Below are 24,674 nucleotides of genomic sequence, written 5' to 3' on the forward strand. Positions count from 1 at the left end.
ACCATGCAGATAACACTTACATTGAACGATAAAAAGCTTACCGCCGACGTGGCCCCCGACACTCTGCTCATCGACTTCGTGCGCAGCCACGGCTGCCTGAGCGTCAAGCGGGGCTGTGAGACGTCCAACTGCGGCCTCTGCACGGTCTTCCTCGACGACAAGCCGGTGCTGTCCTGCTCCGTTCTCGCGGCCCGCGCGGATGGCCATAAAGTGACCACGCTGGAGGGTCTGCAGGACGAAGCCGCTGAATTCGGGGCTTTCATCGCGGATCAGGGCGCAGAGCAGTGCGGCTTCTGCAATCCGGGCTTCATCATGAACGCCCTCGCCCTCTTCCGGGAAAAGGAGTATCCCACCGACGAGGAAATAAAAGAGTATCTTTCCGGCAATCTCTGCCGCTGCTCTGGTTATGAGGGTCAGCTGCGGGGCATCCAGAACTTCCTCGCGTGGAAAAAGGCGAAAAAGGAGGCGGCAGAATGAACACAGTCAACAAACCCTTCCGCAAGAAGGATGCCATGCAGCTGGTGACGGGCCAGCCCGTCTATATGGACGATCTCGTCCCCGCCGACTGCCTCATCGTGAAGCTCCTGCGCTCTCCCCACGTCAACGCCATCGTGAAGAGCATCAACACCGCTGTGGCGAAGAAGGTGCCGGGCATTGAGGCCATCTTCACCTGGGAGGACGTGCCGCAGGATGCCCGCCGCTACACCCAGGCCGGCCAGACTTACCCCGAGGCCAGCCCCTATGACCGCCTTCTCATCGACCGCCACGTCCGCTTTGTGGGCGACGTGGTGGCCATCGTGGCAGGCAAAGATGATAAATGCGTCGATAAGGCGCTGAAAATGATAAAGGTCGAGTATGAGGTGCTGGAACCTGTGCTGGACTACCACACCGCAAAGGATAACCCCATCCTCGTCCATCCGGAAGACAACTGGGAGAGCCTCTGCCCTGTGGGGGGCGATAACAAGCGCAACCTCTGCGCCCACGACGAGTGCGGCAGCGGCGACATCGACGCCGTGCTGGCCGACTGCGATGTGGTCATCGACCATGTCTACCATACCAAAGCCTGCCAGCAGGCCATGATGGAGACCTTCCGCACCTATTGCAGCATCGACCTCTATGGCCGGCTGAACGTCCTGAGCTCGACACAAATCGTCTTCCACGCCCGCCGCATCATTGCAAATGCGCTTCACATCCCGAAATCCATGGTGCGTGTGACGAAGCCCCGCATCGGCGGCGGCTTTGGCGCGAAGCAGACCGCTGTCTGCGAGGTCTACCCGGCCTTCGTGACCTGGAAGACCAAAAAGCCTTCGAAGCTCATCTTCACCCGGGAGGAGAGCCAGATCGCCTCTACGCCCCGCCATGAGATGGAGATCCATCTTCGCCTCGGCGCAAATAAGGATGGCCGCATCCGGGGCCTCGACCTCTACACCCTCTCCAACACCGGCGCTTATGGCGAGCACGGCCCCACGACGGTGGGCCTTTCGGGACATAAATCCATCCCGCTCTATAGCAACGCTGAGGCTTTCCGTTTTACCTATGATGTGGTCTATACCAACCATATGTCGGCGGGCGCATACCGCGGCTATGGCGCGACCCAGGGCCTGTTCGCGGTGGAATCCGCTGTCAACGAGCTGGCCGCGAAGCTCCATATGGACCCCTTCAAAATCAGGGAAATGAACATCGTCCACGAGGGTGACGTCATGCCCGCCTACTACGGCGCGGTGAACACCAGCTGCACCCTCGACCGGTGCCTTGCAAAGGTCCACGAGATGATAAACTGGGACGAAAAGTATCCCCGCCGCGACATGGGCAACGGGAAGATCCGTGCCGTCGGCATGGGCATGGCGATGCAGGGCTCCGGCATCTCGGGCATGGACGTGGGCAGCGCGACCCTGAAAGTCAACGACGAGGGTTTCTACACCCTGCTCATCGGTGCCGCTGATATGGGTACCGGCTGCGACACCACGCTGGCCCAAATTGCTGCCGAGGTGATGGAATGTGACCTCGACAATATCACGGTCTTCGGTGCGGACACTGACACCTCGCCCTACGATTCCGGCTCCTACGCGTCCAGCACCACCTACATCACCGGCAAAGCCGTTGAGAAGTGCGCGCTGAAGCTGCGGAGCCAGATCTGCAAGCTGGGCGCACAGCTGCTGGATTGCAGCGAAAATGACGTAGAATTTGACGGTAAAACGGTATTTACCTCGGCTGACCCGTCTAAATCTGTCTCGCTGGGTGATATTGCTACGGCCTCCATGTTCGGCCACGACATCCCGCTGGAAGTCACCGAGACCCACATGTCGCCCCTGTCGCCTCCGCCCTACATGGTGGGCGCTGCCGAGGTGGAGGTGGACACCGAGACCGGCGAAGTGAAACTGCTGGAATTTGACGCCTGCGTGGACTGCGGCACCCCCATCAACCCGAACCTCACCCGGGTGCAGGCCGAGGGCGGCATTTTGCAGGGCATCGGCATGACCCTCACCGAGAACGTCACCTACGACCAGCGCGGCTGGCCCATGGAGAATTCGCTCATGCAGTATAAGATCCCCACCCGTGTGGACGTGGGCAAGGTTCGGGTCGAGTTCGAGAACAGCTATGAGCCCAACGGCCCGTTTGGTGCGAAATCCATCGGCGAAGTGGTCATCAACACGCCGCTTCCCGCCATCTCGGACGCCATCTACAACGCCATCGGCACCCGTTTCTACGAGCTGCCCATCACGCCCGAAAAAATCGCAATGGCAGTGGCCGAAAAAGAGGGCGCGGTCTGATGACCGGCCTCGAGGCTCTGCCATTCCTCGGAGAAACTGGACATGTCATCTCCCTCGTGGGCAGCGGCGGAAAGACAACATTGCTCTATGCGCTGGCCCGCCATTATTCGGCGCAGGGACAGCGGGTGCTCGTCTCCACCACGACCCACATCCGGCGTCCGGACGCAAACTACGCCACTGATGAGGCGGCGCGGGACGCCCTCTGGCAGGCTGGTACTTACGCCGTGGCGGGGGTGCCTGCCGAAGGCGGGAAGCTGACCATGCCGCCCTATCTGGCCGACTGGATGGCCGAGGCCGACACTGTTTTGCTTGAGGCTGACGGCGCGAAGCACCATCCCTGCAAGGCCCCGGCCGCTCATGAGCCGGTGCTCCTGCGGTCAAGCGACATCGTGCTGGCGGCAGCCGGGCTGTCGGCGGTGGGAAAACCACTGCAAGACGTCTGCTTCCGCCTCGAAGCGGCATGCACCTTGCTGGCCGTGCCGCCCGAGACGCCCCTGACGCCCGCTCTGCTGGCAAAACTACTGGTAAGTGAAGCAGGTGGAAGAAAGTGCGTCGGCACGCGGAAATTCTACGCCGTCCTCAACCAGGCCGACGACGCAGCCCGCCGTGCAGCAGGGGAACAGACACTTGCCATCTTGAAAGAAAAATACGATGTAACAGGATATTTGACACACTTCGAGGAAGGGGAGAGAGCCTGATGGCAAAAGAGGACAAAATCGTCTTCTGTACGGGCGGCGGCTGTACCGCCAAGCTCGGCGCGGGAGTGCTGAGCCATATTCTGGAAAAGCTGCCCCGGGGTGAGAAAGACCCCGACCTTCTCGTTGGCTACGACAGCCGGGACGATGCGGCCGTCTACCGCATCACCGACGACATCGCGCTGGTGCAGACGGTGGACTTCTTCCCGCCGATGGTGGATGACCCCTACACCTTCGGCCAGATCGCGGCGGCAAACGCCCTCAGTGACGTCTACGCCATGGGCGGCGAGGTAAAGACTGCACTGAATCTCGTCTGCTTCCCTGAGAGCATGGATCTGAACATCCTCGGTGAGATCTTGCGCGGCGGCGCAGAAAAAGTGGCCGAGGCGGGGGGCATCCTCGCGGGAGGCCACTCCATCGCCGACACTGGCGTGAAGTACGGCCTGTCGGTCACCGGTCTCGTGGACCCCCGCCGCCTCACTGCCAATGATACGGGAAAGCCCGGCGACAAGCTCATTCTCACCAAGGCGCTGGGGGTTGGCCTCATCTGCACGGCCAACCGCGTGGGCGAAGCTGCCCCCGGCGCCATGGACGCTGCCGTGGCCTCCATGACGACCCTGAACAAGTCTGCCGCCGAGATAAGTCGAAGCTATGATGTTCACGCGGCCACGGATGTGACCGGGTTCAGCTTCCTCGGCCACCTCCATGAGATGATGGGCGGGCGGCTGTCCTGCCGTATCGACGGCAGCGCTGTGCCGGTTCTGCCGGGTGCGTGGCGGGCCGCTGACGACTGCCTTTATACCGCCGCCGGTCAGCGCAACCGAAACCACACCGGGCCTTTCGTCCGGTTCGAAAATGTGCCGTTTGCCATGCAGGAAATTTTGTTCGACCCCCAGACCTCGGGCGGACTGCTGCTTGCCGTGGCTCCGGAAGAGGCTGAAAGCCTCTGGGACGAGCTGCAAAAAGCCGGCATCCCCGCACAAATCGTGGGAGAAATCACAGAGAAGCAGGATACCGAAATAGTTGTGTCCTATCCTGAATAAAACATACGATAGAGAGGGAAAACTATGATGAAAGTTGATGCCAGAGGGGACGCCTGCCCGCTGCCTGTAGTGAAGGCAAAGAAAGCGATTGCGGAACTAAATGGCGCAGGCGAAGTCGAAGTGCTCGTGGACAACGAGATCGCCGTCCAGAACCTCACCAAAATGGCCCAGCAGAAGGGCTACCAGTCTGCCGCCGAAAAGCTGGCCGAGCGGGAATACCGCGTCCTGTTCACCGTGGGTGAGCCTGCGGCAGAAGAAGAGGAAGCTCCGGCCTGCGCCCCTGACGCCCGCACCGATACGGTGGTGGTCATCGCGTCCGACAAGATGGGCGAGGGTGCTGAGGAGCTGGGCAAGACCCTGCTGAAGGCTTTCATCTTCTCGCTGACCCAGCAGGACAAGCTGCCCAAGACCATCCTCCTCTATAACGGCGGTGCGCACCTCACCTGCGAGGGTTCGCCCATGCTGGACGACCTCAAGGCACTGGAGGCTGAGGGCGTCGAGATCCTCACCTGCGGCACCTGCCTGAACTTCTACGGCCTGACCGAGAAGCTGGCCGTGGGCGGTGTGACGAATATGTACGTTATCGCCGAGAAGATGCTGAACGCTGGGAACGTGGTCAAGCCGTGATCTACCTCGACAACGCCGCTACCACCCTGCAAAAGCCGCCCTGCGTGGGCCAGGCTATGCTGGATGCACTGGAACATGCGGGCAATCCGGGCCGCGGGGCGCATGAGCCGACCCTTCACGCGGCCCGTATCGTCTACCATGCCCGTGAGACACTTGCAACACTTCTCCATGCGGAAAGCCCGGACTGCATTGCTTTCACGGCCAACGTGACCCAGGCGCTCAATACAGCGCTCTGCGGCCTCGTCCGCCCCGGCGACCATGTTATCACAACGGTCTGCGAGCACAACTCAGTGCTGCGGCCGCTCTATCGCCTGCGGGAGCAGGGGGCAGAAGTGAGTTTTGTGGAGGTGGACGACACCGGGCGGCTGCGGTATGAGCAGTTCGAAAAATTTCTCCGCCCCAATACCCGTCTTGTCGTGGTGACGCATGCTTCCAACGTCACAGGCAATCTTACGGACCTTGCGTTCGTCTCCACTTTTGCAAAAAAGCACGGTCTTACGCTTGTCGTGGATGCAGCCCAGACCGCAGGCGCACGACCCATCGACGTGCAGGCGCTGGGGGTGGATGTTCTCTGTTTCACCGGACACAAGGCGCTGCTGGGTCCGCAGGGGACCGGCGGGCTGTATGTCCGCCCCGGGCTGACCATAGCCCCCCTTGTGGTGGGTGGCAGCGGCATCCACAGTTTCGATGAAACACACCCCTCTCAGATGCCCACAGCGCTGGAAGCGGGGACGCTGAATGTTCCCGGCCTCGCGGGCCTCGGGGCAGGCGTGGAGTGGATACTTTCGCAGGGCGTCGAAGCTCTGCATGAAAAAGAAACGGCTCTGACACGCCTGTTCTATGAGAAAATCGTCCATGCTCCCGGTGTGAAAATTTACGGCAGTTTCGACGAAACAGACCGCGCGCCCATCGTCTCCCTGAACTTCGGGGGTGAGGACGCCGCCTGTGCCGCCGACATCCTCTGGGAGGACTACGGCATCTGTGTCCGGGCGGGCGCTCATTGTGCGCCCCTCATCCACAAAGCCCTCGGCACCGTGGAGCAGGGGATGGTGCGATTCAGCTTCTCCCACCAGAACACAGAGGCCGAGGTGCTCAGAGCCGCCGAGGCGGTCTGTGAGCTGGCCGAGGAGGGCTGATATGCGCAGAAAAAGACAATACATCGTTCTTTCGTTTGCCTCTACTGCCCGCGCGATGGGCTGGGAGAAAGAGTGTGCCGCCCGGGGGATCCCGGGGCGGCTCATCCCGCTGCCCGGTGAGATCACGGCAGGCTGCGGGCTCGGCTGGCGGATGCTGCCCGAGGACTGGCAGACGTGGCAGTCTCAGCTGAACGATGCGGACTACGATGCTGCCACACCGGTGGAGCAATAAACCATAATGGAGAAATTCTATGTCGATTCGTGAGTTTTTGGACGCTTTGCGCAGCACACAGGGGCAGCATACGCTGGCCTCCGTACTGGAAGGGCCGGAAAGCGGAGCAAGGCTTCTTCTTTGTGAAGGCGTACCCGTCTGGCCCGCAAGACCGGAGGGTCTGCTGGCCCGGAATCTCCCGGCGCTGGCCGGGTGTGGTGCAAGCGGCATCCTGACTCTGGAAAATAAGCGGATCTTCGTCGAGAAATTCGGAGGTGCGCCCCGGCTCGTCATCTGCGGCGGAGGCCATGTGGCCGAGTCCGTCGTCCGGCTGGCCGTGATGCTGGGCCTGCCCGTCACCGGTCTCGAGGAGCGGCCGGAGTACGCTGACGCCCTTCGCCGTGCCGGGGCAGAAAAGGTCCTCTGCGGTCCTTATGCCGAAAATCTCACCCAGGTGGAGGGCAGTGCGGAGACCTACTTTGTTGTCGCCACCCGCGCCCACTCCTTCGACGTGGAATGCCTTACCGAAATATACAAGAAACGATTTGCCTACGTTGGTATGCTGGGCAGCCGAAGCCGGTCGGCCCTTGTCCGCCGCCAGCTCATCGAGGCCGGAACTGCCCCGGAAAAGGCTGAGTCACTCCACGCCCCCATCGGCCTCGCCATCAAGGCGCAGACAGCGCAGGAAATCGCACTATCCATCCTCGCGGAGATCGTTGAAGTGAAAAATGGCCGTCAGCAGACGGAAGGCTTCCCGCCCGAGCTGCTGAATGCGCTGGATGCCTGCACGGGACAGGGAAAGGCTCCTGTCCTTGCGACCATCGTTTCCCGCCACGGTTCGACCCCCCGGGAGGTGGGAGCAAAGATGCTGGTGCTGCCGGACGGCAGGTCCGTGGGCAGTGTGGGCGGCGGCATTATGGAATACCGTGTGCAGCAGCTTGCATCAAAAATGCAGGCGGGCGAGGCTGCGCCCTGCCAGCTGGCAGAGTATTCGGCCAGCGCGAAAGAGGACGATGCGGCGCTGGCTGCCTGCGGCGGCTCGATGAACGTGTTCCTGCAGCTGCTCAGGGAGGAAGAAAACAATGAAGCGTGATGACGTCATCCTGGTGCGCGGCGGCGGCGACCTCGCCACCGGCACCATCCATCGGCTGTGGTCGGCGGGATTGAAAGTGCTCGTGCTCGAAGCCGAACACCCTGCCGCCATCCGCCGCCAGGTCTCGGTGAGTGAGGCCGTGTATGAGGGCGGGGCTGTCGTGGAGGGAATGCGCGCCACCCTTGTAAAAACGCTGGATGAGGCCGTTGTGGTCTGGCATCGCGGCGATGTGCCGGTGATGGTGGACCCGAAAGGGGAGCTCATCCCGCAGGTGCGGCCTGCCGCGCTCGTTGATGCCATCCTTGCAAAGAAAAATCTCGGAACGACGCGGGATATGGCTCCGCTGACCATCGCACTCGGCCCGGGTTTTACCGCCGGTGTGGATGTCGATCTCGTGGTGGAGACCAAGCGCGGCCACCGTCTGGGCCGTATCATCCGGGAGGGTGCGGCCATCTCCAACACGGGCGTCCCCGGAGTCATCGGCGGCTATGGTGCTGAGCGTGTCATCCACGCAGAAAAGGCCGGTATCTTCCGGAATGTGTGTGCCATCGGAGATCTTGTGTCGGCGGGTGAAACGATCGCGGAGATCGAAACGCCGGACGGCATCCGCACTCCGGTGACGACCCGCATTGCGGGCATCCTGCGCGGCCTGCTGCGGGACGGCTGCCCCGTCACGCCCGGCTTCAAGGTGGCTGACGTGGACCCCCGCCGGGAGGAGTTGGAAAACTGCTTCCTCATCTCCGATAAGGCGCGCTGCATCGCGGGAAGTGTGCTGGAGCTGATCGCGGCAAATCTGTGGAAATAATAAAAAGGGAAGGGACTGCCTTGGGCAGTCCCTTCCCTTTTTTACATCAAATATCCAAGCCGGTAATCCCCGAGACACACCCGAAGTGCGCCCCGCGTCGAGGAGAACTCGATGCCGTGAGCCCGGAGCTTCCCGGTATCCATCGCGAGGTTGCGGGTGAGATCGGATTCCTCGATCTTCACATCCACTTGCAGTAAATTTGCGAAGCATCGCGCAGTCTCGACCATGTCTCCGTCGCACTCGCTGCCGAAGTTGTAGACGCCGCCGGGCAGCTCCATCGCAGGGACGAGGTTCTCGATGACCTCCCGCACATAGCCCACGCCCCGGTAGTCATTGCGCGAAAAGCGCAGCACTTCACCGGTCTTTGCCGCTTTCAGGATGTTCAGCGGCAGGTTGCCCCGGATGGGCAGATGATAGCCCGGGAGGTCGTACATCCAGGGCAGGCGGAGCGCCACAGCATCCGGGCAGCGGGCCAGAACCCGGGCCTCGGCCTCGAGCTTGTGCTGTCCGTAGACGTTGGAAGGGGAGAGGGGCAGCGTCTCCGCCAGCGCCCCCCGCTGCGTCACGCCCGCATACACCTGGTCGGAGCTGCAGGAGAGCAGCTTTGCGCCCACCTCTTCCGCGCCCTTCGCCACCCACTCGGGCAGCAGGACGTTGGCGCGGAAGGAGTCCTCCGGCTCCTGCTGGCAGTACTGGGTGTTGGAGAGGGCCGCCGTGTGGACGATGACGTCCGGGTGCTCCTTCAAAATGAAGCGCAGCACCGCGTTTTCGTCGGCAGTGCGCAGGGTGTCGGACGGGAAGGCGCAGAGCGCAAACTTCCCCCGCCACATATCGAGGATGCGCGCGCCCACAAAGCCGCCTGCGCCGGTCAAAAGGACTCGTTTCATAGGGCAGTCACCTCAGTGAACAAGGAACAGTTCCAGCACGAAGACGACGGCGCAGCAGGCCACCGACACCTGAAACAGGCTGGCTCCGAACCATGCCGCCGCAATGCCTACCACCAGCGCCACCGCACCAGCTGCCGGACTCTGGGTGGCGTTGACGATGGCCGGGAAGGTCATGACCGCCAGAGTGACGTAAGGGACGTAGTATAAGAACGACTGGATGAACCGGTTTTTGATGGGCTTCCGGATGAGGGTCAGCGGCAGGATGCGGATGGTGTAGGATACGGCGAACATCACTGCGATGTAAAGCCAGTTGCTGCGAATCATTGTTCAGCCTCCTCACTCTGGGTCTTGACGGGGAATAACAGCGCACCTGCGCAGGAAATAGCCACTGTCAGGATGATGGTGCGGGTGCCGTCCGACAGGGCGGAGATGCCCGGCAGATAGGTGCAGGCAAAGCTCAGCGCAAAGCTGATGGCCACCAGCGCGGCCACGATCTTATCCTTCCGGGCCGGAGGAATGATGATGGCGAGGAACATGCCGTAGAGCGCCACGCTCAGCGCGCTGACGGCCCGCAGAGGCAGCAGATTGCCCGCGATGATGCCCAGCGCCGTACCCGAAGCCCACGCCGGCGCGGCCAGCGCGATGGCGCCGTAGGTGTAGAAGGGGTTCAGATAGCCCGGCCGGGCGATGGTGATGCCGAACAGCTCGTCAGTGACGTCATAGCCGATGATGAGCCGGTGGAAAAACGGCGTACCGGGGGCGAACCGCTGGGCCAGCGCACAGCTCATCAGCAGATAGCGGGCGTTGGCGATGAGGGTGATGATGGCTACCTCGAGATAGGTCGCGCCGCTGGCAATGAGGGCAAAGGCAGCGTACTCGCCCGCCGAAGCATTGTTGAGCAGGCTGGCCACGAAGCCCTGCAAAGGTGTAAAGCCCGCTGTCCGGGCCGCGATGCCCAGCGAGAACGACACCGCAAAATACCCCAGCGCGATCGGCACACCGTCCCGCATCCCCTCGCAGAACACCTTGCGGCTGAAAGCGTAGGGCTTGGCGGGCTGTGCGGAGCGGAGAGTCTGGTTCGACGACTCATGCGTAGTTTCCATGAGAAAAGCTCCTTTCCAATTTCAGACACGAACCTTATTATAGCATAGTTTGAGAGAAAATGACATCGGGCAGAAACGAAAAAACCACAGCTTTCACCCCTGAAAGCTGTGGCATTTTCAAGATGGACTGCTTACCTGAACAGCTTGCGGCCAGCCCAGATGCAGACACAGGCGCCGATGACCGAGACGATGATCTCACCCACGAGGCCGGTAGCGGACAGGCCCACGAGGCCGAAGAGGATGCCGCCCACAAAGCTGCCCAGGATGCCCAGCACGATGTTGCGCAGGGCGCTGGTCTCACTGCCCATGATGCGGCCTGCGATGGAACCGGCCAGCGCACCGATGAGAAGGCTGAAGATAAAACCAAACATAAGAAAAACCTCCTGAAATATGTAAAATCAGACGTTGGACGCTTCCTCCCGCGCGCAGCGGCAGATGTCCGAAAGACAGCATTTTTCGCACTCCGGCTTCCGGGCATTGCAGACGGCCCGGCCATGCATCACGAAACGGTGGCACAGATCACTGCCCTCTTCGGGCGGGACGATCTTCCAGAGCGCCATCTCCACCTTCTGCGGTTCCTTGATGCCGTCCACAAGGCCGATCTTGTTGCACAGGCGGATGCAGTGGGTGTCGGTGACGATGGCGGGCTTGCCGAACACGTCGCCCATGATGAGGTTCGCGCTCTTGCGGCCCACGCCGGGCAGTGCCAGCAGTTCCTCAAAGGTGGTCGGCACCTTGCAGTCGTACTTGTCCCGCAGCATCCGCATACAGGCCGAGATGTCCCGGGCCTTGCTGCGGCCCAGCCCGCAGGGTTTGACGATGGCTTCGATGTCCTCGGGCTCTGCCTCGGCCAGCGCGGCCACCGACGGATATTTTGCAAACAGGTCCTGCACCACGATATTCACCCGGGCGTCGGTACACTGGGCCGCCAGCCGGACGCTCACCAGCAGCTGCCAGGCGTGGTCGTAGTCCAGCGTGCAGCCTGCGTCGGGATACTCCGCCTTAAGCCGCCGGATGACCTCCAGAGCCAGCTCTTTTTTGGCCGTCAGGTCTTCGGCGGAGATGTTCTTTCCGCGCATACATTTCCCCTCGTTTCTTGATTGGAATGGCACAAGCATATCATGTTTTGCGAAATTTGTAAATGCTTTGTCGTTTATCTGAGAATCATTTTCATTATTTCTCTTGCCGCGGCGTGCAAAATGCGCTATACTATAAAAGAGAAGGATTCTCATGATCATTTTTGGAGGGAAGACCCATGAACGAACCGCTGGCGCAGCGTCTGCGCCCCAAAACGCTGGCCGATGTCTGCGGCCAGCAGCATCTTCTGGCCGAGGGACAGGTGTTCCGCCGCACCATCGAGAGTGGTCGTATCCCCAACATGATCTTCTACGGCCCCTCCGGCACGGGCAAGACCACCGTCGCCCGCATCATCGCCGAGAACAGCGGCATGACCCTCCATAAGCTCAACGGCACTTCCTGCGGCACCGGCGACATCAAAGCAGTGCTGAAGGACATCGGCACGCTGGCCGGGGCAGGGGGCATCCTGCTCTACCTCGACGAGATACAGTACCTCAACAAAAAGCAGCAGCAGAGCCTTCTGGAGTGCATCGAGGACGGTTCTGTCACCCTCATTGCCTCCACCACCGAGAACCCTTACTTTTACATCTATAATGCACTGCTGTCCCGCTGTACGGTGTTCGAGTTCAAGTCCCTCTCCGTCGCCGACATGGAACGGGGCATCCGCAATGCCCTGAAAAAGCTCTCGGAGTCGGAATCACAGCCTGTCGTGATGGACGAGGACGCCTGCGTCTACCTCGCCGAGAGTGCGGGCGGCGACCTGCGCAAGGCGCTGGGCTGTCTCGATTTCGTGGTGACGGCGGCCCCCGTGGACGAAACCGAAAAGCACATCACCCTCGAGATGATACAGCAGGTCACCCGCCGCACCGCCATGCGGTACGACCGGGACGGCGACGACCACTACGACATCGTGTCGGCCTACCAGAAGTCCATGCGCGGTTCCGACCCCAACGCCGCCCTCCACTATCTGGCCCGTCTGCTGGAAGCGGGCGACCTGCCCTCGGCCTGCCGCCGGTTGATGGTCTGCGCCTGTGAGGACGTGGGCCTTGCATACCCGCAGATCATCCCCATCGTCAAGGCGGCAGTGGACGCAGCCAACATGGTGGGTCTGCCGGAAGCCCGGCTCCCGCTGGCCGATGCCGTCATTCTCGTGGCAACCAGCCCGAAATCCAACAGCGCCCACGACGCCATCAATGCGGCCATCGCCGATGTGCAGGCGGGGCGCACCGGCCCCATCCCGCGCCAGCTGCAGAACAAGCACTTCGACGGCGAGGATGCTGCCGTCAAGGGCCAGAACTACAAGTACGCCCACGACTATGAGAATCACTGGGTGGACCAGCAATATCTGCCAGACCTGCTCAAGGACGTGAAATACTATACGTTCGGCGACAACCGCACCGAACAGGCCGCCCGGGCCTACTGGGCGAAGATCAAGGGGGAAGACAAGCTCTGAACCCGGCCTTTATCCCGATACACACCCCATCAGAAAAAGGAGAAAGACCATGCGTTATTCCAAACAGCGCGAGCTGGTACTGCAGAAAGTGGAGCAGCTCTGCGACCACCCTACTGCCGAGGAGATTTTCGACCTCGCAGCCAGGGAATGTCCCGGCCTGAGCCTTGGTACCGTCTACCGCAACCTCAACAGTCTCGTGGATGCAGGCCGCGTCCGCCGCGTCTCCATCCCGGGCAAGGCTGACCGCTTCGACCACACTCTGGGCTGGCACAGCCACCTCTACTGCAACTGCTGCGGCGGCGTCGTGGACGCCGACGTGGACGAAAAGCAGGTGATGAAGCTGGTGCGCAGCCAGAAGGGCGTCGTGCAGGACTGCGCCGTGGTGCTGTTCGGCCTGTGCGAGACGTGTGCCGCCAAGCAGGCTCAGTAAAAATAAACTCTTGCCCTCCAAGGCCAAAAAGGGTATACTATAGAGAGCTTTCTTTATAGTATCAGTATGTCTGCTGCCGGAGGTGTGTCTCCGGAGGCAGAGAAGGATGGTTTCATTGGAGTACATAGCATTTGAACATAACAACGCGGCGGCAGAGCTGGTCAAGCTGGCCTATGACACCCCGCCGCTGGCCTTCGTCCACAGCTACGGCTGCCAGCAGAATGTCAACGACGGCGAGCGCATCAAGGGTGTGCTGATGGACATCGGCTACGGCCTGTGTGACAAGCCTGAGGACGCCGACCTCATCCTTTTCAACACCTGCGCCGTCCGTGAGCACGCCGAGCAGCGTGTCTTCGGCAACGTGGGCGCTCTCAAGGGCCTGAAAGAGAAGAAGCACGGCCTCATCATCGGCCTCTGCGGCTGCATGGCCAACCAGAAGCACGTCGTGGAAAAGCTGCGCCAGAGCTACCCCTACGTGGACCTCGTGTTCGGTGTGGACGGCATCGACACGCTGCCCCAGCTCATCGCCCAGAAATTGCAGAAGCACAAGCGGGTGCTCATGGAGCCGGCTCAGCGCCCCGTCATCGTGGAGAATATCCCCATCCGCCGTGAGAGCGAGTTCCGTGCCTGGCTGCCCATCATGTATGGCTGTGACAACTTCTGCACCTACTGCATCGTGCCTTATGTCCGCGGCCGCGAAAAGAGCCGCAAGCCCGGCGACATCCTCGCCGAGTTCAAGAGTCTCGTGGAGGCAGGATATAAGGAAATCACCCTTCTGGGCCAGAATGTCAACAGCTACGGCAAGGGCCTTGAGGAGCAGGTGGATTTCTCCGACCTGCTCAACCTGCTCTGCACCGTCCCGGGCGACTACCACATCCGCTTCATGACCAGCCACCCGAAGGACGCCAGCTTCAAGCTCATCGACACCATCGCGGCCCAGCCGAAGATCTGCAAGCATCTGCATCTGCCGGTGCAGTGCGGCTCGGACCGTCTGCTTGTCCAGATGAACCGTCACTATACCGTGGAGCATTACCTCGAACTCATCGAGTATGCCCGGAAGAAGGTCCCCGGCATTACCTTCTCCAGCGACATCATCGTGGGCTTCCCCGGCGAGACCGAAGAGGATTTCCAGAAGACCCTCGAGCTGGTGCAGAAGGTAGGCTATATGCAGCTGTTCACCTTCATCTACTCCAAGCGCACCGGCACCAAGGCGGCAGATATGCCCGACCCCACCCCCCGCAAGGAGAAGACCGACCGCATGACCCGCCTGCTCAAAGTTCAGGACGACATCGCAATGGCCCTCGTGAAGGCTCAGGTGGGCCAGACCGTCCGCGTCCTCGTGGAGAGCTATGGCCGCAATGAAGGCACCCTCTCGGGCCGTCTGGACAACAACCTTACCGTCGAGTTCAAGGCTGACCCCGCCCTCATGGGCAGCTATGCGATGGTGCGCCTCACGGGCGCCCGTGCCACCGTCCTGCTGGGCGAACTTTCGGAATAACATTGATATTCTGGATACACTATCCTAATATATAACACAGGAACGATAAAAGGAGACTACTACAATGGATTGCATCGACCTTTTCAAGCGTGCCGCCATGGCACTTCAGACCGACTCCCGCTATCTGGCTATGGACCAGGCCCGCAAGATGAACGACAAGGACGAGGAACTGCAGAACCTCATCGGCGAGTTCAATCTGGCCCGCATGGACCTGAACAACGAGATCGGCAAGCCCGAGCGCAGCGATGAGCGCATCGCCGAGCTGAACCAGAAGGTGAACGACCTCTACGGCAAGATCATGGCCGATGACGGCATGGTGGCCTACAACGAGGCAAAGCGCGACTGCGAGGCCCTCGTGAACTATATCGACGCCATCATCAACACTGCAATGAACGGCGGCGACCCCATGACCGTGCAGGAGCCTTCCGCTTCCTGCACCGGCAGCTGCTCCACCTGCGGCGGCTGCCACTAAGGCTTAAACCATGAAACACAAAACGCGGCTGTGCAATGCAGGGCCGCGTTTTGCTTGCAACAGGCGGTTTTGGATGGCAAACCGACAACTAGGGGAGGAAGGTGAACGGTCATGGCAGAGCTTTCGCCCATGATGCAGCAATATCTGGAAATCAAAAAACAACATAAGGATGAGATTCTTTTCTACCGCATCGGTGACTTCTACGAGATGTTCTTTGACGATGCGCTCACAGTCTCGCGGGAGTTGGATCTGACCCTCACGGGCAAGCAGTGCGGCCTCGAAGAGCGCGCGCCCATGTGCGGCGTACCGTTCCACAGCTATGAGGGCTATGTGGCCCGCCTCATCTCGAAGGGCTACAAGGTCGCCATCTGTGAGCAGATGGAAGACCCGGCCAAGGCCAAGGGTCTTGTGAAACGCGACATCATCCGCGTGGTCACGCCCGGCACCGTCATCGAGAGCAGTATGCTTCAGGATGACAAAAACAACTACATTGCGAGTATTTTTCTGAAAGGCGGCGCAGCAGGCCTCTGCTTTGCGGATGTCTCCACCGGCACGGCCCATATCACCGAGCTCAAGCGGGAAAAGATCGCCCCGGCGGTCATTGCGGAACTCTGCCGCTACCACCCCAGCGAGGTGCTGATGAACCCGGGTCTGCTGGACTGCCGGGAGATCACTGCCTACATCAAAAAGAATATGGACTGCGCCGTCGAGCTGGTGGAAGAGGAGCGGTATGCCCCGGGCCTCGTGGCCATCTCCCTCGAGAACCAGTTTGGCCGCGACTGGGCTGCAAAGACCGGCATCGCAGAAGACGGCCTTGTCCGCCTGGCAATGGCCGCTCTGCTGGAATATCTCCATGATACGCAAATTAAAGGCGTTGAGCGCCTGAAAACGGTCATCACATATAATGAAGCTCAGTTCATGAGCCTGTCGCCGGTCACCCGGGCAAATCTCGAGCTGACCGAGACGCTGCGGGGCCGCGAAAAGCGGGGAACGCTGCTCTGGGTGCTGGACAAGACCAGCACCGCCATGGGCAAGCGGATGCTCCGCAGCTGGATCGAGCAGCCGCTCATTTCCAGTGCCGCCATCAACCGCCGCCTCAACGCGGTGGAAAGCCTCGTGAATCAGACCATGCAGCGGGGCGATTTGATCGAACAGCTCCACTACATCGCCGACCTCGAGCGCCTGATGACCCGCGCGGTCTACGGTTCCGCCACCCCCAAGGAGATCTACACGATGGCCCAGACCTGTGAGCGCCTGCCGGAACTGCGGGCGCAGGCCGAGAGCTGCAGCTGCCCGGAGCTGACTGCTCTTGCAGGACAAATCGACCTGCTGGACGATGTGAAGACGGCCATCCTCGCCGCCATCGACCCGGAAGCGCCCTCCACCCTCAAGGACGGCGGCGTCATCGCAAAGGGTTACCACCCCGAGGTGGACGAGCTGCGCTCCATCCGGGACAACACCAAGGGCGTCCTCGCCCAGCTGGAAACGCGCCTGCGGCAGGAGACCGGAATCCCCAAGCTGAAGATCGGCTACAATCACGTCTTCGGCTACTACATCGAGGTCAGCAACTCCTATAAATCCATGGTTCCCGAGACCTACATCCGCAAGCAGACCCTCACCTCCGGTGAGCGCTATATCACCCAGGAGCTGAAAGAGCTGGAAAGCAAGATCTTAGGTGCGCATGAGCGTCTCATTGCGCTGGAGCATCGGCTCTTCTCGGAACTGCTGGAAACGATCGGCGGTCAGCTCGACCGTATCCAGCGGACGGCAAATGCTGTGGCCGAGCTGGACGTGCTGGCGGCGCTGGCGCAGGTGGCCGCTGAAAACAACTACTGCCGCCCTGTGGTGGATGACAGCGACGAGCTTGCCATCACCGAGGGCCGCCACCCGGTGGTCGAGCAGATGCTGAAAGGCAGCCTCTTCGTCCCCAACGATACCAAACTCAACTGCACCACCGACCGCTGTCTCATCATCACCGGCCCGAATATGGCAGGCAAATCGACGTATATGCGCCAGAACGCTCTTATCGCTCTGATGGCGCAGATCGGCTCCTTCGTCCCGGCGACCAGCTGTCATGTGGGCGTCGTGGACGCCATCTTTACCCGCATCGGCGCATCGGACGACCTTGCCGCTGGCCAGTCCACCTTCATGGTCGAGATGACCGAGGTTGCCGAAATTCTCAAGAACGCTACCCCCAAGAGCCTCGTCGTGCTGGACGAAATTGGCCGCGGCACCTCTACCTTCGACGGCATGAGTATCGCCCGGGCCGTCGTGGAGCATATCTCCGACCCGGCCAAGGGCCTCGGCTGCAAGACCCTCTTCGCCACCCATTACCACGAGCTGACGGACCTGGAAGGGGCCATCGAGGGCGTCAAAAACTACAACATCGCAGTCAAGAAGAGGGGAGAGGACATCACGTTCCTCCGCCGCATCATCCGCGGCCCCGCCGACGACAGCTACGGCATCGAGGTGGCGAAGCTGGCCGGTCTGCCCGGCACCGTGACCCGCCGCGCCCACGAGGTGCTGCGCACGTTGGAAGCGTCTGCCCCGAAGAACAAAGTGGAGCAGATGGATTTCGACGCCCTGCAGGAGTATTCTTCGCCCGCCGTCCCCAGCGAGATGATGGAAAAGCTCGAGGCACTGGACGTTGAGACCCTGACTCCCATCGAGGCGCTGAACTTCCTCTACGAGCTGAAAAAGACCCTGAGCGGCAGCCTGAATGGCTGATTTTATTTGAAACGGAGGGAAACGAATGGCAGAGATACACGTTCTCGACAAGCACACGGCAGAACTCATTGCCGCCGGTGAGGTGGTCGAGCGGCCCGCATCGGTCGTCAAGGAGCTTCTGGAAAACTCCATCGACGCCGGTGCGTCTCAAATCACCGTCTCAATCGAGTCGGGCGGCGTCCATCTGATTGAAATCAGCGACAACGGCACCGGCATCGAGGCAAAATACATCCCCACGGCTTTCATTCGCCATGCCACCAGCAAGATCCGGACGGAGGACGACCTCACCAGCATCCACACGCTGGGCTTCCGCGGCGAAGCGTTGGCCTCTATCGCCAGCGTGGCCCGCGTCGAAGTGCTCACCCGCACCGAGGCCGACGAGTGCGCTTCCCTCTACCGTATCGAGGGCGGGGAAGAGCAGCCCATCGAGCCGGGTGCGCGAGGCGTCGGCACCACCATCCGGGTCCGTGACATCTTTTTCAACACGCCTGCCCGGATGAAGTTCCTCAAAAAGGATTCCAGCGAGGGTACTTTCGTGGCCGACATCGTGGGCCATGTGGCCCTGAGCCACCCCGAGGTGAGCTTCAAGTTCATCCGCGAAGGCAAACTGCAGTATGTCACCCCCGGTGACGGCCAGCTCCGCAGCGCGGCTTATGCCGTACTGGGCCGGGAGTTCAGCCGTGACCTCGTGGAGGTGGATAACCGCGAGGGCGTCTACCGCGTCTGGGGGCTCATCACCCAGCCCCGCAGCTGCCGCGCCAGCCGCAGTATGCAGTATTTCTATATCAATGGCCGCTATGTCCGCAACCGCACCATGATGGCGGGCATGGAGATGGCGTTCAAGGGTACCACGATGCAGGGCAAATTTCCTGGAGGGATCCTGCTTCTTGAGATGCCCGCCGACCTTGTGGATGTCAACGTCCATCCGGCAAAAACAGAAGTCCGCTTTGCCCGGGAAAACGACATCTTCGACCTCGTCTACCATGCCGTCAAGCTGGCACTGAGCCAGCCGGGTACAGGGGAGAGACAGTTCGTCTTTGACAGCGAGAAAGAGGATGATGCATCCAACGAACATGAAAATAGCGGAAATAAAGGAAAAAATGCTGTAAAGAATAATAGCTTTACAGGACTTTCGGCGGTGATCTCGGGTCAGGCAGAGCCGGGAAGCCTGCCGCACCCGGAGGAAAAACCTTTCCGCCCGGCGGCACCGGCAGCGTCTGTGACACCCCGCACGACACAGCCCTCTGCCCCGGAGCGGGACATCCTCCCGCTGCCCGTAAAAGCCCCGGAAAAGGCTGCGCCGGCATCGGAACACACATGGACAACGGTTGCGGCCTCCGAGCCTCTTCCGATGAATGCTGCCCTCCACAGTCCTGAGCCGCCGCAGGAGGAAAGCGTCCTTGAGCCGCCGCCCTTCCGGGCTGCATCCAGTGAGTCACAGCTGGACATCGAGGCAGACATCGACCTGCCGGATGTCACCCGCGACCACATGGCCGCGTGGGAGCCTGCCCCGGATGAACCGGAGCGTCCGCCTCTGCCGGAGGCTTCGGATGAGCCGCAGCAGAGCGCAGCCCCGGAGCAGCTGGGCTTTGACGTTCAGGACGGCCCCGAGCCCCTTCGGTATGTGGGCGAGATCTTCCGCACCTATATCCTCGCGGAGCGGGGCGACGAGATCTGCATCATTGACAAGCACGCCGCCCACGAGCGCCAGCTCTTCGAGAAGCTGGCCGCCCACTACGGCGATGTCCCCAGCCAGCTCCTCCTGGAGCCGCTGGTGGTGGAGCTCTCCGCCGAGGAAAAGACTGCTCTGCTGACCAACCTCGACCTGCTGGAAAGCGCCGGCCTCGAGGTGAGTGATTTTGGCGGCAGCTCGGTCTGCCTGCGCTCGGTCCCCGCTGATGTGGAGCAGAGCAGTGCCGAAGATCTGTTGGTCGAGCTGGCGGCAAAGCTGGCCCACGGCAGCCGCGACGCCCTGAACGAGCGGACGGAGTGGGTGCTCCACTCCATTTCCTGCCGCGCCGCCATCAAGGCGGGCGACCACACCTCGCCGCAGGAGCTGATGGCGCTGGCCGAAAAAATTCTCTCCGGCGAAGTGCCGCCCTTCTGCCCCCATGGGCGCCCCTGCGTTCTCAAACTCACCCGAAAGGAGCTGGAAAAGCAGTTTGGCCGAATCGTGTGATAGAAATCAGAAGCATCCGGTGCTGGCCGTCGTCGGCCCCACTGCCACCGGCAAGACCGCTCTCGGCGTGGCGCTGGCCGAAGCTTTTGAGGGCGAAGTCATCAGCGCCGACTCGATGCAGATTTATAAAGGATTAGACGTCGGTACGGCGAAGGTCGCGCCCGACGAGACCCACGGCGTCCCGCACCATGCGGTGGATATTCTGGAGCCGGACGAGCCCTTCAGTGTGGCGGATTTCGTCGCGCTGGCCGGAACGCTCGAGGCTGACATTTCTGCCCGGGGCTGTCTGCCCATCCTCGTGGGAGGCACGGGCCTCTATGTCCAGAGCTTTTTGTACGGTGTCCGCTTCGCCGCCGAGAAGACGCCGGACGGCCTGCGGGAACAGCTGGCCGCAGAGATGGCGGAAAAAGGCCCGGAGGCTATGTACAAAGAGCTGCAGACCGCCGACCCGGAAGCCGCCGCCGCCATCCATCCAAACAATCAGGTGCGGGTCCTGCGGGCGCTGGAACATTTCCGGGCCACCGGCAAGCGTCTGAGCGAGCAGAAAGCCCAGTCCCTCCCGCCGGAGCGTCCCTATCGTTCGCTGGTGCTGGGTCTGGACTTTCCCGATCGCACCCAGCTCTACCGCCGTATCGACCTGCGGGTGGACAAGATGCTGGACGCCGGTCTCCTCGATGAGGCAAAGCTGGCCTATGACCACTGCCAGACCTACCGCACGGCAGCGCAGGCCATCGGCTACAAGGAATTCTTCCCCTATTTTGAGGGGACGGCCCCGCTGGATGCCTGCACCGAAAAGCTCAAGCAGGCCTCCCGCAACTACGCCAAGCGCCAGCTGACCTGGTTCCGCCATATGGACGGCGTGGTCTGGCTGGACGCCTCTGCGCCGGACGTTACAGCCCGGGCCGTGCAGCTGACCCGAAAATTTTTAGCGAAAGGGTGACCTTTTATGATGGATAGACCACGCTCTGATCCCGGCGCGTCCAGCGCTTTGGGCAAGCTGGCAGGCTTCGTTATCACTGTCGTGGTGCTGGCGGGCATCTATGTGGGCTATCAGGCCCTGCAGGTGCTCTTCCCGCCCAACACCTACGAGACGGCGCTTCTTGCCACCGTGGCGGATACGGTGGACGCCGACGGCGTTCTCCTCTTCGATGAGGTCTATGTTCCCGGCGGCGGAACGCTGGGCTATCTCGCGGCCGACGGCGAGCGCGTCTCGGCAGGGGCTGCGGTAGCGGAGATCTACAGCAGCCCGGAACAGGCGGGCCTCCGTCAGCAGCTCACCAGCCTGAACGACCAGATCGAGCTTCTGCAGCGCTCTCAGAATACCACCGCCACCCAGCTGGATTCTCTGAAAAAAGAGCGGGCTTCCGCGCTTTATGATATGATGGATGCGCTGGACGGCTCTGCCTACGACGAGACAGCCCAGGGCGAAGAAAACTACATCCTCGCTCAGAACAAGCTCTGGGTCATCACCGGTGAAGTCTCGGACTTCTCGGCCCAGATCGCCTCCCTCACCGAGCAGTCGGCGCAGGTGCAGGCCCAGCTGGGTGGGCCGACCCAGATCACCGCCCCTCAGACGGGTTACTTCATCCGCAGCTCTGCCAGCGGGCGGCTCAACGCCGGGGCAGACGACATCCTCGCGCTGAACACCACCGACCTGCAGGCGTATCTGAACTCTGACCCCGAACTGCCGCTGGACGGCTGCGCGGGCAAGATCGTCTCGGGCTTTGCGTGGCGGTACGTCGGCCTCTGTTCGGCCAAGGAAGGGGAGAAGCTGCTGGGCGACAACGGCAAGCCCCTGACCCGCTCGGTGAAGATAAAGTTCCCCGGCCAGATGGAGACGCCCCTCAAGGCCTCCGTCTCCGAGGTGACCATCGACGAAGCGACCGGTCTGGCCCGCTTTGTCATCACCTGCGAGATCATCAACGGCGATGTGCTGCGGCTCAACCGGGCCAGCGCCCAGATCATCGTGGACGAGACCACCGGCCTGCGCGTTCCCATCGACGCGATCCATTATCTGAAAGAGGACGGCACCGAGTCTGAGACGCAGGGCGAGAACTACATCCCGGGCGTCTATGTCAAATACGGCAATCTTGCCCGTTTCTGCAAGATCGACCCCGTGGATAATGACCATCCGCTGGTGACGGACGGCGAGTACCGCATCGTCATGCCCAGCAGCTCGGATAAGACAAAAACCGTCAGCGAAGTCCGCCTTTACGATGAGATCATCGTCTCCGGACAAAATTTGTATGATGGAAAGCTTTTGTAGTTATTGACATCTGACGCAAAAAATCAGATAATAGAAAAAGCTATTAGCAACTCTTTTTCACAAAGGGGTGCCAGGCAGCGTGAGCTGCCCGAATGAAAGGAGCAAGTTTCTATGTCTTTTGTGGACAGCCTGAAAAAAGGGCTTTTCGGCAGTGAGGACGATTACGACGATCAGTACATGGACGACGGTCCTCAGATGGTGAATAACAACAACGGTCTCGGCGTCGCAGGCAACGAGGAAGAGGACGAGCCCGAAGAGGGTGCAGCCCCCAAGCGGAACGGCAAGGTGGTCAACATCCATGCTACCACCCAGCTCAAGGTCGTTCTGGTCAAGCCTGAGCACTTCGAGGATGCCAGCACGATTGCAGACCACCTGAACAACAAGCGCACCGTCGTGCTGAATCTGGAATCCACCAACAAGGAAGTTTCCCGCCGTCTTGTGGACTTCCTCTCCGGTGTGGCCTACGCCAACAACGGCCAGATCAAGCGGGTGGCCAACAGCACCTTCATCATTACTCCCTACAATGTAGACATCATGGGCGACCTGCTGGACGAGCTGGAGAACAATGGCGCGTTCTATTGATACCCAGCAAAGCGCCGTGCGGGGCTTCGTCCCGGCGCAGAACGATGAGGAACGCTTCCTCATGCGCCATGTCGAGGATCTGGCCCGCGCCGCCTTTGGCCGGGGCATCGCCCGTTATTCGGCGTTCTTGAGTGACCGAGAACAGCAGCTGGCGCAGGCGGCGCTCAACCGTGCCGGTGCGCCGGAGGAAAGCTGCCGCTTCGAGGGCGGCTGGCCCGACGCCGAGCGCCGGGTGCTCTGCCTCGAGCCGGAAGACTGCTACCCTGCAAGCCCTGTCTGCTGCGTCCGGCTCAGGTGCCGTGCGCTGGCCGGTTCGCAGCTGCCCGTCCATAAGGATTATCTGGGCAGCCTGATGGGGCTCGAGCTTCGCCGTGAGGCGCTGGGCGACATCGTCCTGCCGCCGGAGGAGCCGGGTACCGCTTATCTGTTCGCGCTGGAGCCTGCTGCAGCCCTTATCTGTCAGGAGCTGCGCAGTGTGGGCCGCACCGAGGTGACGGCTCAGCAGCTGGCGCTGGACGAAGTACCGGAGTTTGCGCAGGCAGAGCGCCGGTTACAGACCGCGACCGTATCGTCGCTGCGTCTGGATGCCGTACTTGCCGCCATGCTGCGGTGCAGCCGGGGCATGGCCGCAGAGCTTGTGGCAGCGGGAAGGGTAGAGATCAACCATCTGCCCGTTTCCAGCGCCCATGCGCCGGTATACGAATCTGACGTGTTCACAGTGCGGGGCAAAGGGCGCTTCCGCCTCACAGCCCTGCCGGGCAAGAGCAAAAAAGACCGACAAATCATCGAGTTCTTCCAATATTGAGAAGGACGACTGGATAAAATGGAGGAGATCATTATGCTGACACCGCAGGACGTGCGCTCTGTGCAATTCGAAAAAAACCTCCGCGGCTACCGTACCGAGGATGTTGACCGCTTTCTGGATAAGGTAGAGCAGCAGCTCGGGCAGGATGCGGAGCAGATGGAGGCCCTGCGCAAGCAGGTGGCCGACCTGACTGCCGAGAACGAGACTCTGCGCCGCAATATGCAGAGCTATGAGGCCGACGGCGATATGCTCAAGAGCGCCCTCATCAACGCGCAGCGCATGGGCGAAAACGTCATCCGCGAGGCCAACCAGAAGGCCGAGGACATCCTGCACCGTGCAAATCTGCGCGGCGACGATATCATCCGGGATGCCAACGAGCTGCTGCAGAAGGCCAGCGACCGCGCCGACGAGATCATCAGCGAGGCCAACGACAAAAAGCTGGCCGAAGAGCGTGAGTATGACCGCGTTCGTCTCGAGGTCACCCGCTTCAAGTCCGACGTGCTGAACCTCTACCGCACCCATGTGGAGTCCCTGAGCCGTCTGCCGGAGTTCCAGCAGAAAGAAGAGACCCCCGCACAGGATGCCGAGGCTGAGCTGCCCGAAACCGAGGATGCCGATACCACCGAGGAAGCAGCACCCGCTGCGGACGCTGCCGAGACGGAAGACGCCGCCCCCGAGAAGGCTGGCGAGGACTTCTGGGAGAAGGACGAATCTCAGCTCAAGCTCGACCCGCCCCCGGCAGACCCCAACGCTGTCTTTCAGGGCGTGAGCTTCAGCGAATAATTCCCTAAGCATCGACAGCAAGGCATCATTT

General features: G+C 61.3%; 25 protein-coding genes. 20 read left to right on the forward strand and 5 right to left on the reverse strand.

All coding sequences use genetic code 11. The features are described 5' to 3' along the window. The first annotated feature begins 3 nt into the window (after positions 1-3). From F3G95_RS00290 to yqeB, 9 genes are read left to right on the forward strand one after another with little or no spacing between them, the layout of a single operon-like run. Positions 4-477, forward strand: coding sequence for a (2Fe-2S)-binding protein (locus tag F3G95_RS00290; RefSeq protein ID WP_149793295.1), 474 nt, complete (start codon positions 4-6; stop codon positions 475-477). Then, a complete protein-coding gene (locus tag F3G95_RS00295) occupies positions 474-2,771 on the forward strand; it encodes a molybdopterin cofactor-binding domain-containing protein (RefSeq protein ID WP_149793296.1) in 2,298 nt (765 codons plus the stop codon). The genes F3G95_RS00290 and F3G95_RS00295 overlap by 4 nt, the downstream gene beginning before the upstream one ends. After that, positions 2,771-3,469, forward strand: a complete 699-nt coding sequence (gene yqeC, locus F3G95_RS00300; RefSeq protein ID WP_149793297.1) for a selenium cofactor biosynthesis protein YqeC — start codon at positions 2,771-2,773, stop codon at positions 3,467-3,469. The genes F3G95_RS00295 and yqeC overlap by 1 nt, the downstream gene beginning before the upstream one ends. Continuing rightward, on the forward strand, positions 3,469-4,509 hold the full coding sequence (gene selD, locus F3G95_RS00305) for a selenide, water dikinase SelD (RefSeq protein WP_149793298.1): 1,041 nt from the start codon (positions 3,469-3,471) through the stop codon (positions 4,507-4,509). Before yqeC ends, selD begins: the two co-directional genes overlap by 1 nt. A gap of 24 nt (positions 4,510-4,533) precedes the next feature. Then, positions 4,534-5,136 carry a sulfurtransferase-like selenium metabolism protein YedF gene (yedF, locus tag F3G95_RS00310; protein WP_149793299.1) on the forward strand — a complete coding sequence of 201 codons (603 nt, stop codon included), beginning with the start codon at positions 4,534-4,536 and terminating at the stop codon, positions 5,134-5,136. After that, positions 5,133-6,272 carry an aminotransferase class V-fold PLP-dependent enzyme gene (locus F3G95_RS00315; RefSeq protein ID WP_149793300.1) on the forward strand — a complete coding sequence of 380 codons (1,140 nt, stop codon included), beginning with the start codon at positions 5,133-5,135 and terminating at the stop codon, positions 6,270-6,272. Before yedF ends, F3G95_RS00315 begins: the two co-directional genes overlap by 4 nt. Before the next feature lies 1 nt (position 6,273). Then, positions 6,274-6,504: a DUF3343 domain-containing protein gene (locus F3G95_RS00320; RefSeq protein WP_149793301.1), complete on the forward strand. Its 231-nt coding sequence runs from the start codon at positions 6,274-6,276 to the stop codon at positions 6,502-6,504. Between the two features lie 19 nt (positions 6,505-6,523). Beyond that, positions 6,524-7,576 (forward strand): XdhC family protein, encoded by a 1,053-nt coding sequence (locus tag F3G95_RS00325; protein ID WP_149793302.1) that lies wholly within the window; start codon positions 6,524-6,526, stop codon positions 7,574-7,576. After that, positions 7,566-8,381 (forward strand): selenium-dependent molybdenum cofactor biosynthesis protein YqeB, encoded by an 816-nt coding sequence (yqeB, locus tag F3G95_RS00330; RefSeq protein WP_149793303.1) that lies wholly within the window; start codon positions 7,566-7,568, stop codon positions 8,379-8,381. The genes F3G95_RS00325 and yqeB overlap by 11 nt, the downstream gene beginning before the upstream one ends. Positions 8,382-8,422: 41 nt before the next feature. On the opposite strand, the gene F3G95_RS00335 is transcribed toward yqeB, so the two are convergent. The 5 genes from F3G95_RS00335 to nth form a co-directional block, all read right to left on the reverse strand. Then, a complete protein-coding gene (locus tag F3G95_RS00335; RefSeq protein ID WP_149793304.1) occupies positions 8,423-9,268 on the reverse strand; it encodes a sugar nucleotide-binding protein in 846 nt (281 codons plus the stop codon). 12 nt (positions 9,269-9,280) lie between these two features. Next, positions 9,281-9,592, reverse strand: coding sequence for an AzlD domain-containing protein (locus tag F3G95_RS00340; RefSeq protein WP_149793305.1), 312 nt, complete (start codon positions 9,590-9,592; stop codon positions 9,281-9,283). Continuing rightward, positions 9,589-10,371: an AzlC family ABC transporter permease gene (locus F3G95_RS00345; protein ID WP_149793306.1), complete on the reverse strand. Its 783-nt coding sequence runs from the start codon at positions 10,369-10,371 to the stop codon at positions 9,589-9,591. Before F3G95_RS00345 ends, F3G95_RS00340 begins: the two co-directional genes overlap by 4 nt. A 131-nt stretch (positions 10,372-10,502) precedes the next feature. Beyond that, positions 10,503-10,742 (reverse strand): GlsB/YeaQ/YmgE family stress response membrane protein, encoded by a 240-nt coding sequence (locus F3G95_RS00350; RefSeq protein WP_015564063.1) that lies wholly within the window; start codon positions 10,740-10,742, stop codon positions 10,503-10,505. A gap of 27 nt (positions 10,743-10,769) precedes the next feature. Beyond that, a complete protein-coding gene (nth, locus tag F3G95_RS00355; RefSeq protein ID WP_015564064.1) occupies positions 10,770-11,450 on the reverse strand; it encodes an endonuclease III in 681 nt (226 codons plus the stop codon). A gap of 176 nt (positions 11,451-11,626) precedes the next feature. On the opposite strand from nth, the gene F3G95_RS00360 reads away from it, so the two are divergent. From F3G95_RS00360 to F3G95_RS00410, 11 genes are all read left to right on the forward strand, one after another. Then, a complete protein-coding gene (locus tag F3G95_RS00360) occupies positions 11,627-12,901 on the forward strand; it encodes a replication-associated recombination protein A (RefSeq protein WP_149793307.1) in 1,275 nt (424 codons plus the stop codon). Positions 12,902-12,950: 49 nt separating this feature from the next. Continuing rightward, positions 12,951-13,331, forward strand: a complete 381-nt coding sequence (locus F3G95_RS00365; RefSeq protein ID WP_149793308.1) for a transcriptional repressor — start codon at positions 12,951-12,953, stop codon at positions 13,329-13,331. A 106-nt stretch (positions 13,332-13,437) separates the two neighbouring features. Beyond that, positions 13,438-14,829, forward strand: coding sequence for a tRNA (N6-isopentenyl adenosine(37)-C2)-methylthiotransferase MiaB (gene miaB / locus F3G95_RS00370; protein ID WP_149793309.1), 1,392 nt, complete (start codon positions 13,438-13,440; stop codon positions 14,827-14,829). A 64-nt stretch (positions 14,830-14,893) separates the two neighbouring features. Then, entirely contained in the window at positions 14,894-15,301 is a 408-nt protein-coding gene (locus tag F3G95_RS00375) for a YlbF family regulator (RefSeq protein ID WP_015564067.1), read from the forward strand. Between the two features lie 111 nt (positions 15,302-15,412). After that, a complete protein-coding gene (mutS, locus tag F3G95_RS00380) occupies positions 15,413-18,028 on the forward strand; it encodes a DNA mismatch repair protein MutS (protein ID WP_149793310.1) in 2,616 nt (871 codons plus the stop codon). 25 nt (positions 18,029-18,053) lie between these two features. Beyond that, complete coding sequence (gene mutL, locus F3G95_RS00385) at positions 18,054-20,207, forward strand: DNA mismatch repair endonuclease MutL (protein ID WP_149793311.1); 2,154 nt, start codon at positions 18,054-18,056, stop codon at positions 20,205-20,207. Next, positions 20,191-21,147 carry a tRNA (adenosine(37)-N6)-dimethylallyltransferase MiaA gene (miaA, locus tag F3G95_RS00390; RefSeq protein WP_243130228.1) on the forward strand — a complete coding sequence of 319 codons (957 nt, stop codon included), beginning with the start codon at positions 20,191-20,193 and terminating at the stop codon, positions 21,145-21,147. The genes mutL and miaA overlap by 17 nt, the downstream gene beginning before the upstream one ends. A 6-nt stretch (positions 21,148-21,153) precedes the next feature. Beyond that, positions 21,154-22,473, forward strand: a complete 1,320-nt coding sequence (locus F3G95_RS00395) for an HlyD family efflux transporter periplasmic adaptor subunit (RefSeq protein ID WP_149793312.1) — start codon at positions 21,154-21,156, stop codon at positions 22,471-22,473. Positions 22,474-22,584: 111 nt separating this feature from the next. Beyond that, complete coding sequence (locus F3G95_RS00400) at positions 22,585-23,055, forward strand: cell division protein SepF (protein WP_149793313.1); 471 nt, start codon at positions 22,585-22,587, stop codon at positions 23,053-23,055. Then, positions 23,039-23,860 (forward strand): YlmH/Sll1252 family protein, encoded by an 822-nt coding sequence (locus tag F3G95_RS00405; RefSeq protein ID WP_149793314.1) that lies wholly within the window; start codon positions 23,039-23,041, stop codon positions 23,858-23,860. Before F3G95_RS00400 ends, F3G95_RS00405 begins: the two co-directional genes overlap by 17 nt. Positions 23,861-23,878: 18 nt before the next feature. Continuing rightward, entirely contained in the window at positions 23,879-24,643 is a 765-nt protein-coding gene (locus F3G95_RS00410; RefSeq protein ID WP_149793315.1) for a DivIVA domain-containing protein, read from the forward strand. Positions 24,644-24,674 lie beyond the last annotated feature (31 nt).

The sequence above is a fragment of the Faecalibacterium sp. Marseille-P9312 genome, assembly GCF_902497445.1.
Taxonomy (GTDB): domain Bacteria; phylum Bacillota; class Clostridia; order Oscillospirales; family Ruminococcaceae; genus Faecalibacterium; species Faecalibacterium longum.